We start from the raw sequence: 16,695 nt of genomic DNA, 5'->3' as shown, positions 1-16,695 counted from the left end.
TCTCCGAAAAAATGTGTTTGATACGCGGCTCGGTCGCTTGGCCGGCTGCCCGCGCAGGCTAAAACCCGTGGCACTAACAATCAATGCTGTGATTTCTTGAATGCAGTTCAGGCCTTAGCTTCTGCTCGCTGGGTTCAATATAGACGTTTTGACAGGGGCGTCGCGCTTTTCATCACGCCAATCCTGCTTATGTTGGGAAACAGACGACGTCTGGAGGTTCTGATGGAGCGATTCGACAACAGCCCGGAAACGGCACTGAAGTGGCACCGCGATGGCAGCGGCGCCGCCCTTGCCACGGTTGTCGAAACCTGGGGCAGCGCGCCGCGTCGGGTTGGTTCCCAGCTGGTGATCGGCGGCGATGGCCGGATCGAAGGCTCGGTGTCGGGCGGCTGTGTCGAAGGCGCGGTGATCGTCGAAGCGCTTGAGGCCATTGACGAAGGCGAAGCCCGCTTGCTGGAATTCGGGGTGAGCGACGAAGATGCCTTTGCGGTCGGGCTGGCTTGTGGTGGAACCATTCGCGTCCTCGTCGAACCCGTTGGAAAGGTTCTGCCCGAACCGATGCTGGCGGAACTGGTTGCAGCCCGCGCAAGGCGCGAACCCATCGCTTATGAAGTCAATACCGATACCGGGCACAGAGCCTTGCGCCGAAACGCCTATGCCGAACGGCTGCGCATGGATCGATCAGGTTTTGAAGAAGATGGCCGGACCTTTGTGGCCGTTCACAACCCGCCGCTGCGATTGATCATTGTCGGTGCGGTTCACATCGCGCAGGCGCTGGTGCCGATGGCGCGAATTGCCGGGTATGATCCGACCATTATCGACCCGCGCGACGCATTTGCCTCCAACGCCCGTTTCCCGGGGGAAACGATCCTCACGGATTGGCCGGATGAGGCCGTTGCAAAACTCGGGCTGGATGCGCGCACCGCAATTGTCCTGCTGACGCATGATCCAAAGCTGGATGATCCGGCATTGCAAGCTGCACTGGATGCGGATGTGTTCTATATCGGTGCATTGGGATCGACACGCACCCATTCCAAACGCGTCGAACGTATGAAGGCGGCGGGTTTCAGTGATAAGCAAATCTCGAGGATTCATGGGCCAATCGGGTTGGATATCGGGGCTGCCGGCCCATCCGAGATTGCCGTTGCAGTTCTGGCGCAGATGACGGCCGTTCTACGAGGCAGGGCATGAGGTTTGGTCCGGTAGCAGTCTCCGAAGCGAAAGGTGCCATTCTAGCCCATTCGGTGACGGCTGACGGGCAAAAGCTGCGCAAGGGGCTGTCACTGCGGGCAGAGCATGTGGCGCAGTTGACGCAGGCGGACATCCGCGAAGTGATCGTTGCCCGCCTTGAACCCGGCGATTGCCACGAAGACGAGGCCGCACGTCATTTGGCCGCAGCTCTTGCGCCAGATGCGGCGTCGGCCAATCTGCGCGTGACCGATGCGTTCACCGGCCGGGTCAACCTGTTGGCGGACGGGCCGGGCGTGGCGGTTCTGGATGTGGATGCGCTTGAAATGTTCAATCGGGTCAACCCGATGATTACGGTTGCGACGGTTCCGCAATACCAGCAGATGGGCCCGAAGGGCATGGTCGCTACCATCAAGGTTATCTCGTATGCCGTGCCAGAGGCTGATGTTCGGCGGGCCGCCAATCTGGCGCAAGGGGCCGTGCGTCTGGCAAGACCCGTTCACAAGACGGCAGGTTTGATCGTTACGGATATCCCCGGAGGCCCCCCCAATGACAAGGGGATCGCCGCCATTCGCGGACGGACCGAAGCCCTGGGTCTGGATTTGTGTGATGTGCAGATCGTGCCGCATCGCGTGGATGCGCTGGCCAAGGCGGTTTCCAGAACGACCGGTGATTTGCTGATGATCCTGACCGGTTCCGCGACCTCGGATCCGGACGATGTTGCACCTTCTGCTGTTCGGCTTGCCGGCGGGCAGGTGGATCGGTTCGGGATGCCGGTTGATCCGGGGAACCTGCTGTTTCTGGGTTCGATGCAGGATCGACCGGTGATCGGGTTGCCCGGGTGCGCGCGATCTCCGGCGTTGAACGGGGCGGATTGGGTTCTGTCACGGGTTGCCTGCGGGATCGAAACGACCGGGGCAGATATTGCCGGAATGGGTGTCGGAGGATTGCTGAAGGAAATCCCGACCAGACCTCAGCCGCGCGCCAAACGAAAAGAATGATCCGCCGCTGATCCTGAGCAGAGCTGAATTCTGAGGTTGACGCCAGAGGCTTCGACGGATCCGGCCTATGGTTTTCTGAGCTTTGGCAATACGCCGGGTCGCCAATAAGCTCCGGTATCTTCCCGCGCCTTCTGATAGGCATCCACTCTTTCTCTGGCGGTCTCTCCGCCGGCGTCAAACAGATGCCCCAGCAGACATTCAAGAACGGCCATTGCCCCCGAAAAACTGGAAAACGGGTGCAAGGTTCGTGTGCTGACAGGCAGGACGACATCCGGTTCCACCCCCGGCGCGATAACCTCGCTATCCGACAATAGGATGATGCGCATCGAACGGTCCCGAGCATACCGCATCGCCTGAATCGTGTCGGCGGAATAGGGGTGAACCGTGATGGCGAACAGACAATCCTCGGCGGTGGCTTCGACCAGATCGTCGATGGCCGAACCCATGTGGCGGGGCACCAGCTGAAGCCCGGGATGGGCCATGCGTCCGGCGTAGTGAAAGTAATAGGCCAGCGCATGGCTGGATCGTGTGGCCGTCACATAACAGCGGCGCGCCGACCTGATGTGCGCGACGGCCTGTTCCGTCAAATGGGGGGCCATGAGGCGCAGCGATCTGGACACGACGTTTATTTCGTTCTGCGCAAATCGTGCCTGCGCCGCACCAGACTGCCCTTGTTCCTTTAGGTGTTCCAGCCAGTCCTGCCCAAACCTGTCCTCACCGTCGGTTGTCAGAGCGCTTCGAAATGGGCGTCGAAAAGCGTCAAAGCTGTCATACCCCATGCGTTGCGCCAGCCGGATCAGAACGTTCGTGCTGATGCCGATGCGATCGGTGGTGGTTCGGATCGAATTCAGCGCAAACTCGGCGGGATGATCGATGATGTACTTTACAGCGACCTGCATTTGCGCAGGCATTTCATCGATCTCGCGGCGCATTTGCGTAACGATGGCAGTTAGAGCGCGGGTCATGCGACAAGCAAAACATATGTTTTCCAGTTGGTAAATTGAAAACGAAACTTGAGATCATTAGCTGAGGACAGACGAACACGAGGGCGCAATGACCGAGAGCACAGTGAAAACCACCGGGCAGCCATATATACTGGTTGCTCCGAACGGGGCCCGGCGGGGCCGCGCGGATCACCCGGGCTTGCCAGTCACGACGGATCAGATCGTCGCAACGGCGCGGGGCTGTCACGAGGCTGGTGCGAATGGCATACACCTGCATGTACGGGATGCCGACGGACACCACACGTTGGATGCCGGATTGTATCGCGAAACAATAGCGGAACTGAAAAGGGTGGTGCCGGGCATGGATGTTCAGATCACCACCGAGGCAGCAGGCGTGTTCGACGTATCGTCGCAGTTTGAATGTCTGCAACGGGTCCGGCCTGAATGGGCCTCGATTTCAGTCCGGGAAATCGCGCGGGCCCTTGATCTTGCGCCTCGGGTCTATGCGCTATGTGCGGCTCAGGGCACGCGGGTTCAGCATATTCTCTACGATTCAGAAGATGTGAAGCTGCTGGAAGACTGGCAGTCAAAAGGTATCGTCCAGACGGACCAGACAGACCGGTTGCTTGTGTTGGGGCGCTACAGTCAGAATCAGCAATCCGTGCCAACGGATCTGGATGCGTTTCCGTCCAGCCCGGCCAATTGGATGGTGTGCGCTTTTGGGACGCAGGAACATGACTGTCTGGTCGAAACCGCACGGCGCGGCGGCGATCTGCGTGTTGGATTCGAAAACAGCCTGACGGCACCGGATGGCACGCTCTGGGCTGACAACGCGGCCTCGGTCGCGGCTTTGGTTGAAACACTTGGAAGGACCGGAACATGAGCCATGTTTTCCCACGCCACACCAAATCTGAACTTCCCGTCGCGGCGGGTGGCGACGGCGCTTACCTGATCGATGCCGACGGCAAGCGATATCTGGATTGCGGCGATGCGGCCGTGTCCTGTCTGGGGCATTCCAATCCGGCAGTGATCCGGGCCGTGCAACAGCAGGTGGAACAGATCGCATTTGCCCATACCGGGTTCATGACCTCGGAACCGGCCGAGGCATTGGCGGATCTGCTGATCCAACACGCGCCGGGGGATCTGGACCGGGTGTATTTCGTCTCGGGCGGGTCCGAGGCGACCGAAGCGGCCATCAAATTGGCGCGCCAGTATTTTCTGGAAATCGGGCAGCCCGAGCGCCGCCACGTGATCGCGCGCAAGCAAAGCTACCATGGCAACACCCTGGGGGCCTTGTCTGCCGGGGGAAATGCCTGGAGACGGGCTCAATTCGCGCCGATGCTGATCGAAATGACCCATATCTCGGCCTGCTATGAATATGCCGAGAAGCCCTTGGATGAGAGCAGCTTTGACTATGGTCAGCGCGTCGCCAACGAGCTGGAGGCGGAAATTCTGCGCCTTGGCCCCGAAACGGTTATGGCCTTCATGGCCGAGCCGGTTGTCGGCGCTACGCTTGGCGCGGTTCCGGCGGTTGAGGGGTATTTCAAACGCATCCGGGAAATCTGCGACCAATATGGCGTGCTGCTGATTCTGGATGAGGTGATGTGTGGCATGGGGCGCACCGGTCATTTGTTCGCCTGTGATCACGACGGTGTTGCACCGGATATTCTGTGCATCGCCAAAGGGTTGGGCGCAGGGTATCAACCGATCGGGGCGATGCTGTGCACCGATAAGATTTTCGGTGCGATTCGGGATGGGTCAGGGTTTTTCCAACATGGGCACACCTATATCGGCCATCCTGTCGCCACGGCTGCGGCTCTTGCGGTGGTCCGTGAACTGACAGAGGGTGATTTACCGGCGCGCGCCGGACGCATGGGCAGCAAACTGCAATCCGCCCTGGAGGCCGCGTTTGGACAGCACCCGAATGTGGGCGATTTGCGTGGCCGTGGTCTGTTCCGGGGTGTGGAACTGGTGGCGTATCGCGAGACGAAGACCCCCTTTGATCCATCCCTGGGCATTGCCGGAAAGATAAAGAAGGCAGCACTTGCCGAAGGGTTGATCTGTTATCCCATGGCGGGCACCCGGGATGGCCGGAACGGAGACCATATCCTGCTCGCGCCGCCTTTCATCATAGAAGAGGACCAGGTAGGCGAACTTGTCAGCAAACTGGAACGCTCTTTTTCAGCCGTTCTCTGACAATACCGTGAGCACCCTGTTTGCCTGCGACACGTTTGCTATGTGTCGTGGGCAATGGATCTGGAAAAGGCGACGTCCATGGTGCTGGATATCTGGCGCAGTTTCCGAGCGCTCCCTTCCTGGGTGCAGATCTGGGTGGCCGTTGTTTTGGTGCCGGTAAACCTTCTTCCGTTGGCATTTCTGGATCAGCCACAGGGGTACCTGATTGCATTGCTTGCAGTTTCAGGCATGGCGCTGAACGTACCGATCATGGTGGCTGCCCGCGAGATGAGCGGTGCGATGGCCTTGCCGCACATTCTGTGCTGGGTGCCACTGGTCATCATCGTGACGCTTCTGTTGTTTTCCGAAGACCCCCTGAGCCCAGCCTTTGCCGGCTTTCTCCGGGTGCTTCTGATCGTCGATATCACCTCGCTGGTGTTCGATTTCCGGGACGCGGCCCGTTGGTTGAAAAGCAGGAAGGCGACTTAAAAAAGCCCCTTCAAAGGCGAAGGGGCTTTGTTCGTTTCGGTATTTGGGCCGGGTTATTTCTGCGGAAGGGGGCCGATCATCATGATCATCTGACGGCCTTCCATTTTCGGCATGTTTTCGATCTTACCCAGTTCTTTGACGTCCTCAGCGACACGCTCCAGCAATTCGCGGCCCAGGTTCTGGTGTGCCATTTCGCGGCCACGAAAACGCAGGGTGACTTTCACCTTGTCGCCGTTTTCCAGAAACTTGAAGACGTTGCGCATCTTCACGTCATAGTCATGCGTGTCAGTGTTGGGTCGGAACTTGACCTCTTTCACCTCGATGATCTTTTGCTTCTTGCGGGCTTCGGCTTCGCGTTTCTGCGTTTCATATTTGAATTTGCCGAAGTCCATGATCTTGCAGACCGGTGGGTTCGCATTGGGTGAAATTTCGACCAGATCAAGACCGGCATCGGCGGCCATCTGCATGGCTTTGGCGGGATGAACCACCCCGACATTTTCACCTTCGGCACCAATCAGGCGGATTTCGGGGGCACGGATCTTGTCATTGACGCGCGGGCCGGTGTCACGTTGTGGCGGCGCGTTGTGAGGTCTGCGGGCTATGGGTTCATTCCTTTGATAATTGCAGAATTTCGAGCCCGGAATTTAAACCGGGCCGAGCCGCACTTCAAGCGTCATAAACACCGGCAGTTGCGAAAAAACAGTGTTTTGTCCGGTGTTTTTTGCGTTCGGGGCCACAAAGCTCTGAACGCAGCCTGCCTTTAGCCGACAAAGGCTTTTTCAATCACGAACTCCTTGGGTTCGGAATTCGCGCCTTCGCGCAGACCGAAACCCTCAAGGATTTCCTTGATGTCCAGATTGAATGCCAACGAACCGCAGACCATGGCGCGGTCGGTTTCGGGCTTGATTCCGCCTTCGATGCCCAGATCCCTGAACACGGTACCATCCTTCAGCAGGTCGGTGATCCGACCCATCTTGGGGCTCTCTTCGCGCGTGGTCGTCGGGTAATAGCGGATCTTGTCAGCGAAGCCTTCGCCAATCAGTTCGGCCAGCATTTCATCCTGACGGATGCTGTCGATCAATTGGCGGCCATATTCCAGTTCAGCCACTTCGCGGCAAGTGTGGGTGATGATGACCTCGTCATAATCTTCATATGTTTGCGGTTCACGCAGCAGCGAAGCAAACGGGGCAAAGCCGGTGCCGGTTGCAAAGAACCACAAACGCTTGCCGGGCAGCAGGGCGTCATGCACCAATGTTCCAACCGGCTTGGGGCGCAGGATGATCTGGTCACCGGGCTTGATATGCTGGAGCTTCGACGTCAGCGGGCCGTTCTGAACCTTGATCGAATAGAACTCCAGCTCATCGTCCCACGAAGGCGAGGCGATTGAATAGGCGCGCAGCAATGGCTTGCCATTGTCGCCCAGCAGACCAATCATCACGAACTCGCCCGAGCGAAAACGCAGCGAGGCGGGGCGCGTCACCTTGAAAGAGAACAGGCTGTCGGTCCAATGCTTGACCTCGGTTACGGTTTGCGCGTCCGGCAGGACGGGGGCCTTCACGGCAGTTGCTTCGCTCACGGGCTTCATCTCTGTCATCGTTTACCTGCCGGTCTGCTAAACCGACATCTCCGTTTAATCATTGATCCAGGTCAGGAAAAGGGGACAGATTGCCCCCTTTGTGTCACAAGCCGGCGATGTGCGGCTTTTAACCGCGCAAACGAGCCTGATAGTTGTTCTCTTTCCAGTTGGCCCGGGAAAGCCACTGATCTTCGGGCTGGCGGTCTGCCAGGTCTCCGTCAATCTCAACTTCGTCAAAGCCGCTGCGACGCGCCATGGCGTATTGGTCTGCCAGAACATGACCCTTGGCGCGCAAGCGTCCCGTATAGCCCTTCAGGCGCAGGGTGCGGGCGATGGTAAAGCCGCGACCGTCGGCAAAGGATGGAAAATCCACCCGGACCAACCTGGCACTGCCCAAACGGTCAAAAAGCTCATCCGGGTCCGTGTCCGAGCTGACGTCCAGCGCAACCACGTCATTTGCGGCATCGTCCAGAGTGACAAAGCCGTCGGTCCAGTCATCGGGCGAAAAGCCCTCATCCGTTACGATTACGTTCATGTTTTCTCTCCGATGCGCATCATCTTGCCATCGACAAAATGTATGCCGCATTCTTCCTTGTTCTGATCGCGCCAGCGTCCGGCGCGGGGGTCTTCGCCTTCTTTGACCGGCGAGGTGCAGGGCGCACAGCCGATCGATGGGTATCCCTTGGCCACCAGCGGATGCCGGGGCAGGTTGTTTTCTTCCATATAGGCGCGCACATCGTCCGGCGCCCAATGGGCCAGCGGATTGACCTTGATCCGGCCCGTGCCATCTTCGACCTCGAAGAACTCGAGCGCGGCGCGCGTACCGGACTGGAACCGTTTTCGCCCGGTAATCCAGCCGCAATAGCCTGTCAGGGCGTGCTGCAACGGAAAGGTTTTGCGCAGATTGCAGCACGCATCCGTATCCCGCAGGCGCAGCGCTCCATAGGGGTCGTCGCGCCGAATGTCTTCGTCATCCGCCCGAATGATCTTGATGTTCCTGAGCCCCAGGCGCTCGCTGACTTCCTGTTGGTATTCCAGCGTTTCGGTAAACAGCAGTTGGGTATCCACGAACAACACCGGTGTCATCTTGTCGACCACCGCAGCCATATGCAGCAGCACCACCGATTCCGCACCGAAGCTTGAGACCAGAGCAAGTTCGTCGATCTCTTCAAGGGCGCCATGCATCACGTCATGGGCGCTGTGGTGACGGAACCGGGCATTCAATGCGTTGACCTTCTCGGTCAGGTCGCTGCGGTCTTTGCCCAGTTCCGTTTGGATCAGGTCAAGCGGCATTCGCCCGAGCCTCGGGGTAGAGGGCGGCCTTGAACGGCTCCATGCCGACGCGGCGATAGGTCATCAGAAAGGTCTCTTCAGCACTCTCGCGCAGATCCAGGTAGGTGTCGACGATGCGTTCCACGGCCGGCACGATCTCATCATAGGCAAAGCCCGGACCGGTGCGGTCGCCGATCGCGGCCGTCTCGGTGGCGTCACCACCCAGGGTGATCTGGTAATTTTCGACGCCTGCACGATCCAGACCCAGGATGCCGATATGGCCCACATGGTGGTGGCCACAGGCGTTGATGCAGCCCGAGATCTTGATCTTCAGGTGCCCGATGTCATGCTCCAGCTTCAAATCCTCAAAGCGGGCCGCGATTTCCTGAGCAACCGGGATCGAACGGGCCGTCGCCAGCGCGCAGTAATCCATGCCGGGGCAGGCAATGATGTCGCTGATCAGGCCGATATTGGCGGTGGCCAGTTCGTGTTCCTTCAGCTTCGCATGAATGGCAGGCAGGTCCGATTTGTGGACATGCGGCAGGATCACGTTCTGCTCATGGCTGATACGCAGCTCGTCATAGGCGAACTCTTCGGCCAGATCGGCCATCACGCGCATCTGCTCGGCGGTCGCATCACCCGGCGTTGCCCCGTGCTTCTTGATCGAGATCGTGACGATCGCGTGGTCCGCCTGCTTGTGCGGCGCGATGTTGGTATCGACCCACGACCGGAAAACCGGATCGTTGGTATAGGCGCTTTCAAACGACGCAACCGAACCTTGACGGAAAGCCGGAGGCGCAAAATGGCCTTTGATCTCATCCAGAAGCGCCATGTCGGCGCCCTTGAACTGTGGGCGAACCTGCAAGAAACGCGCGTTCACCTTGGCGCGGATGGCGTCGATGCCGTGTTCATGCACGGTGATCTTGATGCGCGCCTTGTACTTGTTGTCGCGGCGACCGATCTGGTTCCAGACCGACACGGTGGCTTCCAGATAGGCCAGCAGATCATCGAATGCGACGAATTCGGACAGTTCCTTGCCGATCATGGGCGTCCGGCCCAGGCCGCCACCGACGATGACGCGCGCGCCCAGAACGCCGTCACGTTCGACCAGTTGCAGGCCGATGTCATGCGCTTTGATCACGGCGCGGTCGTTTTCCGAACCGGTAATCGCGATCTTGAACTTGCGCGGCATGAACTGGAATTCAGGGTGGTCGGTCGACCACTGGCGCAGAAGCTCAGCATAGGGGCGCGGGTCGGCGACCTCATCCGCTGCGGCACCGGCGAAATGGTCGGCGGTCACGTTGCGGATGGTGTTGCCCGAGGTCTGGATGGCATGCATGCCGACCTCGGCCAGTGCGTCCAGCATGTCCGGCACATCTTTCAGTTTCGGCCAGTTGTACTGGATGTTCTGACGGGTGGTGAAATGGCCATAGCCCTTGTCCCACTTTTCAGCCAGCAGGGCCAATTGGCGCATCTGGGCGCTGTTCAGCGTGCCGTAGGGAATGGCCACCCGCAGCATGTATGCGTGCAGTTGCAGATACAGGCCGTTCATCAGGCGCAGCGGCTTGAATTCGTCTTCGGTCAGCGAGCCGTCGATGCGGCGCTCGACCTGAGCACGGAACTGCGCGTTACGCTCTGCCAGAAAATCTTTGTCAAACTCGGAGTAGCGATACATGTCTAGCTGTCCTTGGTTGCAGCCCCGAACCCGGGGCCTTGAAGGGGAGAGAGAAGGGCCAGAGGTCAGGCCCGGGGCTGCGGGGAAGCTTCCTGTTTGCCGTGGGCATAGTTGGACGGACCAGTGCGGCGGAAGTCTTCCCGGAAATGGGTGGGCTCGGGGCCGTTTTCGCCAGCAACGGCATCGGCCAGATAGGCGCCCACGATTTTGTTTGCCTGACGCGCGGCATCCAGCAGGCGAACCTGCGCATGTGCCTCGTCGGTGATCAGTTCTGCTTCGCTCAGGTCACGGGACCAGCGGTCATCTTCGGTCAGATAAATCACGTCGCCTTCGAGCAAGTCATTTGCAGTGACGACTTTGGGGGTAAAAGCGCGGGCCATCAGGCAAGCTCCTTGTTGAATTCGGTTACAGCCTGCGCCGCTTGGCGCGGGGCAAGGCCATAGAAAGTCAGGGCCGGTCCATCCATTTCGGCGGCGGCCAGATCGGTGGGCAACTGGTCCAAAGTGGTGGCCAAAATCCGTTGGTCGGGGCGCGATGCATTCTCGACCAGGGTAATGGGCGTGGCGCGATCGGCGCCGTGCATGATCAGACGGCCCTGAATGAACCGAGCGGATTTCTTGCCCATGTAGATCGCTGCCACGGAACCGGCCTGAGCCAAAGCGTTCCAATCGTGATCCGCGAATCCTTGCATGTCGTGCCCGGTCAAAAACCGCACCGATGAGTTGCGCCCGCGGCGGGTCAGGCTTTGGCCGATGCCAGCCACTGCGGCAGAGGCCGCCGTGATGCCGGGAATGATCTGCCAGGGTATACCGGCCGCATCGACGGCCTCGATTTCTTCGTCCAGACGACCAAAGACCGTGGGATCACCCGATTTTAGCCGCACCACGCGGTTGCCATTCAGGGCGTATTCAACCAGAAGCGCGTCGATATCACTTTGCTTCCACGAGGGGCCGAACCCGGCCTTGCCGACATCTACCAAAACGGCCTTTTGAGCGGCCATGTCCAGCACGGGTTTGCTGATGAGGCGATCGTGCAGCACCACATCCGCCTGCTCAAACGCAGTCAGCGCCTTGAGCGTCAGCAACTCGGGGTCACCGGGTCCTGCGCCGACAAAGTCGACATGGCCTATGGGGTTGAGTGTGTGAAAATCCTGCATCGGATCGTCTCGGGTGTTGTTTGACTTGATCCTCAATATAGGAAATATTCCCACCAAAGCGCCATATCGCGGTTGAAATAAGGACAAATGTTCCAAAATACGGGAAAACCGGAACAGGGGCATCGAAACAGAAGGAAAATTGGAATGTCGGTGCGGATAGACGACACGGATCGAAAAATTCTGGCCGAGCTGCAACGCGATGCGGGCCAATCATTGGACGAAATTGCGGCTCGGGTCGGCAGTTCAAAGACGCCTGTCTGGAATCGCATTCGCAAGCTCAAAGGGGCGGGAATCATCGGCCAGCAAACGGTTCTGCTGGATGCCGAGGCACTTGGGTTTGAAGCCACCTTTTTTGTTTTGATCCGCACCTCGGAACATGAGGCGGATTGGCAACGTAAATTCCTGAAAGCATTGAAGGATCACCCCGAAGTGCAAGAGGCGCACCGGTTGGCGGGTGATATCGACTATATTCTGAAGGTCCGGGTCAAGAACGCACGTGCCTATGATCAGTTCTACCAGTCGCTCATTTCGGAGGTGCGCGTGCACAACGTCACGGCGTTGTTGTCTATGGAAGAGATCAAATCCACGACGATGCTGCCGCTGAATGCGTTGGCCAAAGGGGCTTAGAAACCGAGGCTCTGCCGCCTCCACCCGTTCCGCGCGCGTCTTTCGGGGTGTTTTGAGCCAGATGAGTTGATGGGGGGGCATCCGGCCGGATTCATAAGCGCCAGAGGCATCGGCAGTCTGCGCGAGTTGGAATGGTCAAGTTCTGACCAACAGCTGATTCAACCCGTGAAAGTGATAGCTGTCCGAATAATGCGGTTGTGCAGCCAGTTGCAGGTCTGGACAGCTTTCGAACAGGATCGGCAAAGCGATACGCATTTCCAGACGCGCCAGAGGTGCCCCCACACAGAAATGAATTCCGCCCCCAAAGCTTGTGTTGACTTCAATCGGACGGCGCGGCTGAAACATGTTCGGTTCAGCCCAGACAGCCGGGTCTCGGTTGGCCGCGCCAAGCAACAGTGCCACTTGATCGCCGCGTTTGAATGAATGGCCGAACAGGTCGACGTCCTCATAGGCGTAACGCGTGAACATGTGCAGAGGCGGGTCATAGCGCAGGATCTCTTCGATGGTTGCGTTGAGTCCATCCGGTGCCAGGACGTCGGGGCCGGCACCAGTCTGCAACAGGGTTTTCACCCCGTTCCCCAGTGAATGCACGGTAGCCTCGTGGCCTGCGTTAAGCAGCAAGATGCAGGTGGCAACCAGTTCGTCCAGTGACAGTTTCTGGCCTTCTTCTTCGGCGCTTATCAACCGGGTTATCAGATCGTCCCGTGGATCATTGCGCCGCAACGCTATGTATTCCTTCAGGAATTCGGTGAACTCCCGTGATGATTTGGCGGCCCTGTCTTCTGTGTCCTGCGTGCGGTTGGCCTGATACATGGCAACCATATCGTGTGACCACTGTAACAGGTCGGGCGCCATAGCTTCAGGGACGCCCAGAAGCCGGCAGATCGTGATCACCGGCACCTGAGTGCAATAGGCTTCCAACAGATCGAACGACTTATGAGGGAAGCCTTTGATCAGGTCGTGGCAAAGGTCTTCGATGGACGGTTGCAGCGCAGAAATCGCCCGTGACGTGAAGGCGCGCATCACCAATGATCGAAGGCGTGTGTGCCTGGGTGGTTCTGCTTCAAGCAGTGAATGGGCCTCGATGGCCAGCCAGGGCGCCAGGTGGGCTGGACCTTGCTCTGCCAGTTCGGGCGGAACCTCGCGGCCAAATCTGCGGTCCCGAAACAGGGCGCGAACCGCGCGGTATGAAACCGCGGCGACCATATCGTAGTCCTGCCAATAGAACAGATCGCCTGCGCGTCGCGCCTTGTCGTAGAACGGGTAGGGGTTTTGGACGAAACCCGGGTCTGTCGGCGATTGCGAAAAAGACTTCATGCGCCGCACACTTGCCATGCGGCGCGTTGAATGCAAGACCCTGTCTATGCACAGGGTTTGGTTCATTTCCGGTTTTTTGCTCGCCGTCGGGCTATTGTCGGGGTTTGTCTGGTCTTATGGCTATCGACAGGCCCTGTCTCAGTTGAGCGAGAAGGCAGAGGCCGATCTTGAGCTGGCGGCTGACCGGCTGAGCACGCAGATGCAGGTGTACCAGGAACTTGCCGTGCTGATGGCGACACATCCCGTTTTGCATGAACTGGAAACACAGGCCGACAGACGCCAGGCTCGGGAAATGCTGCTGGACGTTGCAGACAAGACTGCCGCCGTAAACATGATGTATCTGGATAAGAACGGGCAGGTTTTGGTGTCGGCGCAGCCGGTGTCCCAGCGCAACATGGCCGGGCACCCAGCTTTCCGCCGCGCGATGCAGGGCGCCCTGGGCAGTGCGCATGAGGTTGTGCCCGCGGGCGATGACCGGATCTATTCCTACGCCGCCCCCGCTTTTGGTCCGTCTGGCCAGATCGAAGGCGCGCTGATGGTTGTTGCTGATGTTCAGGACGTTGAACAGACGTGGCGCGGCAGTACCGAAGCGGTTTTCTTTGTCGATTCCGATGGTGTTGTATTCATTTCCAACAGATCCGACCTGTTGTTCTGGCGCCGGGCGGACGGTGAGGCGGGATTGATGCCGCCAGATGGCGCGACCGTTGATTTTTCTTCAAAACAGGTCGGCAGGCACGAGTTGTGGCATTTGAACTGGGGGCGTTACCTGCCACGCGATGCGCTGCATCTGACCCTTGATTTGCCGGTTATCGACATGACTGCCGAGGTTCTGGTGGATGTGGCACCGGCCCTTCAGCTTGCCAGGCTACAGGCGGCGGCCGTCGCGGCGATCTGTCTGGCCTTCGGGGCAATGCTCTTTCTTGCGATGGAGCGGCGGCGGGCACTGGCTGAAGCGAATACCGTTCTGGAAAGCCGCGTGGCCAAACGTACCCATGACCTGACGGTTGCAAATGCCAGCTTGCGCAAGGAAGTGACGGAACGAGAAGAAGCCGAGGCGGCGCTGCGGCGGGCCCAGGCGGACCTGGTTCAGGCGGGGAAGCTCAGCGCTTTGGGGCAAATGTCGGCGGGGATCAGTCATGAACTGAACCAGCCGCTTATGGCCATACGGCAATTTGCGGATAACGGCTCAGCGTTCATGACGCGGGGAAAACCTGAAATGGCCGCCGAGAATCTGGGCCGGATCTCGGAAATGGCGGCGCGGATGGCGCGGATCATCAAGAACCTTCGCGCCTTTGCCCGCAACGAAAGCGAACCAATGGGGCGTGTTGACCTGATACAGGTTCTCAACACCGCTGTTGAACTGACAGAGGCCCGCCTGCGAGACGACGATGTAACCCTGAACTGGACCCCCCCGAATGGCGCTGTGTATGTTTGGGGGGGTGAAGTACGTTTGGTGCAGGTATTCGTGAATCTGATCAACAATGCGGCGGATGCAATGCTGGGGCGACCAAAACGGATTATAACGATAACGCTGCGAAAAGGTGCCCGGCTGAGTGTTTCCCTACAGGACACAGGCCCCGGCATTGAAGACCCCGATCGGATGTTCGAGCCCTTCTATTCGACGAAAAGCGTTGGATCGTCGGAAGGTTTGGGGCTGGGGCTTTCGATTTCATACGGGCTGGTTCAAAGTTTCGGTGGTGATATTCGGGGCGCGAACACTGAGGATGGGGCCATGTTCACCGTCGAACTGGAACCTTGCGACAAGGAAGAGGCCGCATGATGCGCAGGGTTTTGTTGGTCGATGATGATGCAGCCGTACGCGAGGCCCTGTCTCAGACTCTGGAATTGGCGGACTATCTGCCAACGACTGCGGGGTCTTTTGTGGCGGCCAAGGATCACATCAGTCGCGATTTTCCCGGTGTCATCATCTCGGATATCCGCATGCCGGGGCGGGACGGATTCCATCTTTTGTCATATGCCCGAGAGGTCGATCCGGATCTTCCCGTGGTTCTTCTGACGGGTGAGGGCGATATTCCCATGGCCGTCGATGCCATGGGAAAGGGTGCGTTCGATTTTCTGGAAAAGCCATGTGCCGCGTCCGACCTTCTGGAGGTGCTTGAACGCGCCTTTGCATCCCGTTCGCAGGTATTGGAGCAAAGGGCGGCGAAATCCGAGCTGGAACGAGGAGACCCGGCCGCGCGTTTGTTGTTCGGTCTGTCGCCGCAGGCCGAGGCCCTGCGCGAGCGGGTTCGGACCGTCGCTCCGACAGGTGCCGAAGTTCTTGTGACGGGACCGCCAGGCAGCGGCATCTCGAAGGTCGCCGAGGTCGTGCATCTGATGTCGCCAGCAGGGCAGGGCCCGTTTGTCAAACGCACGGCCTCCAGCCTCAGCCCCGACGACCTGGCCAAAAGCTGCGAGGATGCGGCAGGTGGGTCATTGTTTCTGGACGAAGTCTCGGCCATGCCCCATGCCACGCAATTTGCGGCTTTGGAGATCATCGAGCAGGGGCCGGGCGGGCGTATCATTGCGGGAACGACCGCTGATCTGTCGGCGCTGAGTTCCGAAGGCCGGTTCAATGCTGACCTGTTTTACAGGCTGGATGTCATGCGGGTGCGTATTCCATCGCTGGCAGAACGTCCTGACGACATTCCGGTGATCTTCCGCCATTACGTTGCACAGGCCGCGGAACAGGCGGGGATCGTGGCGCCGGACATCTCGTCCGAGCATCTGGCGTCGCTTATGGCCAGCGACTGGCCGGGGAATGCGCGATCCTTGATGTCAGCCGCGATGCGCTTCGTGCTGGGAATGCCGGAAGAAGTCGCGCAGGCAACAGACCTGGGCCTCAGCGAACAGATGGCGCGGGTGGAGCGGTCGCTGCTCATCGCGGCGCTGGGTCGTCACAACGGCAAGGCATCAGATGCGGCGAAGGCGTTGAAACTCCCGCGCAAGACATTTTACGACAAACTGGCACGGTATCAGATTCGGGCCGAAGATTATCGGCGGTAACGGCCGGGCTCCCGCCACCTTTTTCCGCATTAACACGCGTCTAAAGCTGTTGGGCCGGGCAGCCCGCAGATGCGGGCTGCGGATTCGCCTCGGTTGATTCGGGGGGTTTGATTCGCAGGGTGTGCGGATTTTCGCACAAACTGGTAAATTGCTGTGCGGAATCTCGCACTCGGGGTTTTGAGTGCGTCGACGGTGCATTGCAAAGTGCTTTTTAAGCTCTTGAAACAAAATAGCTAAATAGAAAATCGAGGGGCAAAAAACAAAACGTT

Annotated in this window: 17 protein-coding genes; 8 read left to right on the top strand and 9 right to left on the bottom strand. The window is 58.9% G+C overall.

Annotation, left to right across the window (positions count from 1 at the left end):
* Nucleotides 1-222: 222 nt before the first annotated feature.
* Both AC2FFD_RS09770 and AC2FFD_RS09765 read left to right on the top strand, forming a co-directional pair.
* Complete coding sequence (locus AC2FFD_RS09770; RefSeq protein ID WP_171613866.1) at nt 223-1,191, top strand: XdhC family protein; 969 nt, start codon at nt 223-225, stop codon at nt 1,189-1,191.
* Nucleotides 1,188-2,189 carry a molybdopterin-binding protein gene (locus tag AC2FFD_RS09765; protein WP_257600631.1) on the top strand — a complete coding sequence of 334 codons (1,002 nt, stop codon included), beginning with the start codon at nt 1,188-1,190 and terminating at the stop codon, nt 2,187-2,189. The genes AC2FFD_RS09770 and AC2FFD_RS09765 overlap by 4 nt, the downstream gene beginning before the upstream one ends.
* A 65-nt stretch (nt 2,190-2,254) precedes the next feature.
* Here AC2FFD_RS09765 and AC2FFD_RS09760 read toward each other — a convergent pair whose 3' ends face one another.
* On the bottom strand, nt 2,255-3,154 hold the full coding sequence (locus AC2FFD_RS09760; RefSeq protein ID WP_496872947.1) for a MurR/RpiR family transcriptional regulator: 900 nt from the start codon (nt 3,152-3,154) through the stop codon (nt 2,255-2,257).
* An 88-nt stretch (nt 3,155-3,242) separates the two neighbouring features.
* On the opposite strand from AC2FFD_RS09760, the gene AC2FFD_RS09755 reads away from it, so the two are divergent.
* Genes AC2FFD_RS09755 through AC2FFD_RS09745 form a run of 3 tightly spaced genes read left to right on the top strand, consistent with a single transcriptional unit; the run spans nt 3,243 to nt 5,797 of the window.
* Nucleotides 3,243-4,016: a beta-keto acid cleavage family enzyme gene (locus tag AC2FFD_RS09755; protein WP_257600633.1), complete on the top strand. Its 774-nt coding sequence runs from the start codon at nt 3,243-3,245 to the stop codon at nt 4,014-4,016.
* Nucleotides 4,013-5,329 carry an aspartate aminotransferase family protein gene (locus tag AC2FFD_RS09750; protein ID WP_496872946.1) on the top strand — a complete coding sequence of 439 codons (1,317 nt, stop codon included), beginning with the start codon at nt 4,013-4,015 and terminating at the stop codon, nt 5,327-5,329. Before AC2FFD_RS09755 ends, AC2FFD_RS09750 begins: the two co-directional genes overlap by 4 nt.
* Nucleotides 5,330-5,383: 54 nt before the next feature.
* Nucleotides 5,384-5,797 (top strand): hypothetical protein, encoded by a 414-nt coding sequence (locus AC2FFD_RS09745; RefSeq protein WP_496872945.1) that lies wholly within the window; start codon nt 5,384-5,386, stop codon nt 5,795-5,797.
* 53 nt (nt 5,798-5,850) lie between these two features.
* Here the strand turns inward: AC2FFD_RS09745 and infC are convergent, their stop codons facing one another.
* The 7 genes from infC to cobA form a co-directional block, all read right to left on the bottom strand.
* Entirely contained in the window at nt 5,851-6,312 is a 462-nt protein-coding gene (gene infC / locus AC2FFD_RS09740) for a translation initiation factor IF-3 (RefSeq protein ID WP_438826499.1), read from the bottom strand.
* Nucleotides 6,313-6,557: 245 nt separating this feature from the next.
* On the bottom strand, nt 6,558-7,391 hold the full coding sequence (locus tag AC2FFD_RS09735; protein ID WP_171639581.1) for a ferredoxin--NADP reductase: 834 nt from the start codon (nt 7,389-7,391) through the stop codon (nt 6,558-6,560).
* Nucleotides 7,392-7,500: 109 nt separating this feature from the next.
* The gene (locus AC2FFD_RS09730) at nt 7,501-7,908 is read right to left on the bottom strand and encodes a DUF934 domain-containing protein (protein ID WP_170344527.1); all 408 of its coding nucleotides are present in this window, start codon (nt 7,906-7,908) and stop codon (nt 7,501-7,503) included.
* Nucleotides 7,905-8,666, bottom strand: a complete 762-nt coding sequence (locus tag AC2FFD_RS09725; RefSeq protein ID WP_496872944.1) for a phosphoadenylyl-sulfate reductase — start codon at nt 8,664-8,666, stop codon at nt 7,905-7,907. The genes AC2FFD_RS09730 and AC2FFD_RS09725 overlap by 4 nt, the downstream gene beginning before the upstream one ends.
* Entirely contained in the window at nt 8,656-10,320 is a 1,665-nt protein-coding gene (locus tag AC2FFD_RS09720; RefSeq protein ID WP_171168362.1) for a nitrite/sulfite reductase, read from the bottom strand. The genes AC2FFD_RS09725 and AC2FFD_RS09720 overlap by 11 nt, the downstream gene beginning before the upstream one ends.
* Nucleotides 10,321-10,385: 65 nt before the next feature.
* Entirely contained in the window at nt 10,386-10,700 is a 315-nt protein-coding gene (locus AC2FFD_RS09715) for a DUF2849 domain-containing protein (protein ID WP_171328572.1), read from the bottom strand.
* Nucleotides 10,700-11,476, bottom strand: coding sequence for a uroporphyrinogen-III C-methyltransferase (gene cobA / locus AC2FFD_RS09710; protein ID WP_496872943.1), 777 nt, complete (start codon nt 11,474-11,476; stop codon nt 10,700-10,702). Before cobA ends, AC2FFD_RS09715 begins: the two co-directional genes overlap by 1 nt.
* 144 nt (nt 11,477-11,620) lie before the next feature.
* Here cobA and AC2FFD_RS09705 point away from each other — a divergent pair, with 144 nt between their 5' ends.
* A complete protein-coding gene (locus AC2FFD_RS09705) occupies nt 11,621-12,103 on the top strand; it encodes an Lrp/AsnC family transcriptional regulator (RefSeq protein ID WP_170344518.1) in 483 nt (160 codons plus the stop codon).
* Nucleotides 12,104-12,238: 135 nt separating this feature from the next.
* Here AC2FFD_RS09705 and AC2FFD_RS09700 read toward each other — a convergent pair whose 3' ends face one another.
* A complete protein-coding gene (locus AC2FFD_RS09700) occupies nt 12,239-13,420 on the bottom strand; it encodes a cytochrome P450 (RefSeq protein ID WP_496872942.1) in 1,182 nt (393 codons plus the stop codon).
* Here AC2FFD_RS09700 and AC2FFD_RS09695 point away from each other — a divergent pair.
* Nucleotides 13,419-15,200, top strand: coding sequence for a sensor histidine kinase (locus AC2FFD_RS09695; RefSeq protein ID WP_496872941.1), 1,782 nt, complete (start codon nt 13,419-13,421; stop codon nt 15,198-15,200). The two genes, AC2FFD_RS09700 and AC2FFD_RS09695, sit on opposite strands and share 2 nt — an antisense overlap.
* Nucleotides 15,197-16,426: a sigma-54-dependent transcriptional regulator gene (locus AC2FFD_RS09690; RefSeq protein ID WP_425078187.1), complete on the top strand. Its 1,230-nt coding sequence runs from the start codon at nt 15,197-15,199 to the stop codon at nt 16,424-16,426. The genes AC2FFD_RS09695 and AC2FFD_RS09690 overlap by 4 nt, the downstream gene beginning before the upstream one ends.
* Nucleotides 16,427-16,695: the final 269 nt, after the last annotated feature.

The sequence above is a fragment of the Ruegeria sp. YTSC002 genome, from assembly GCF_059609845.1.
The sequence above is the reverse complement of the archived record's forward strand: the minus strand, read 5'-3'. Positions and strand labels throughout refer to the sequence as shown.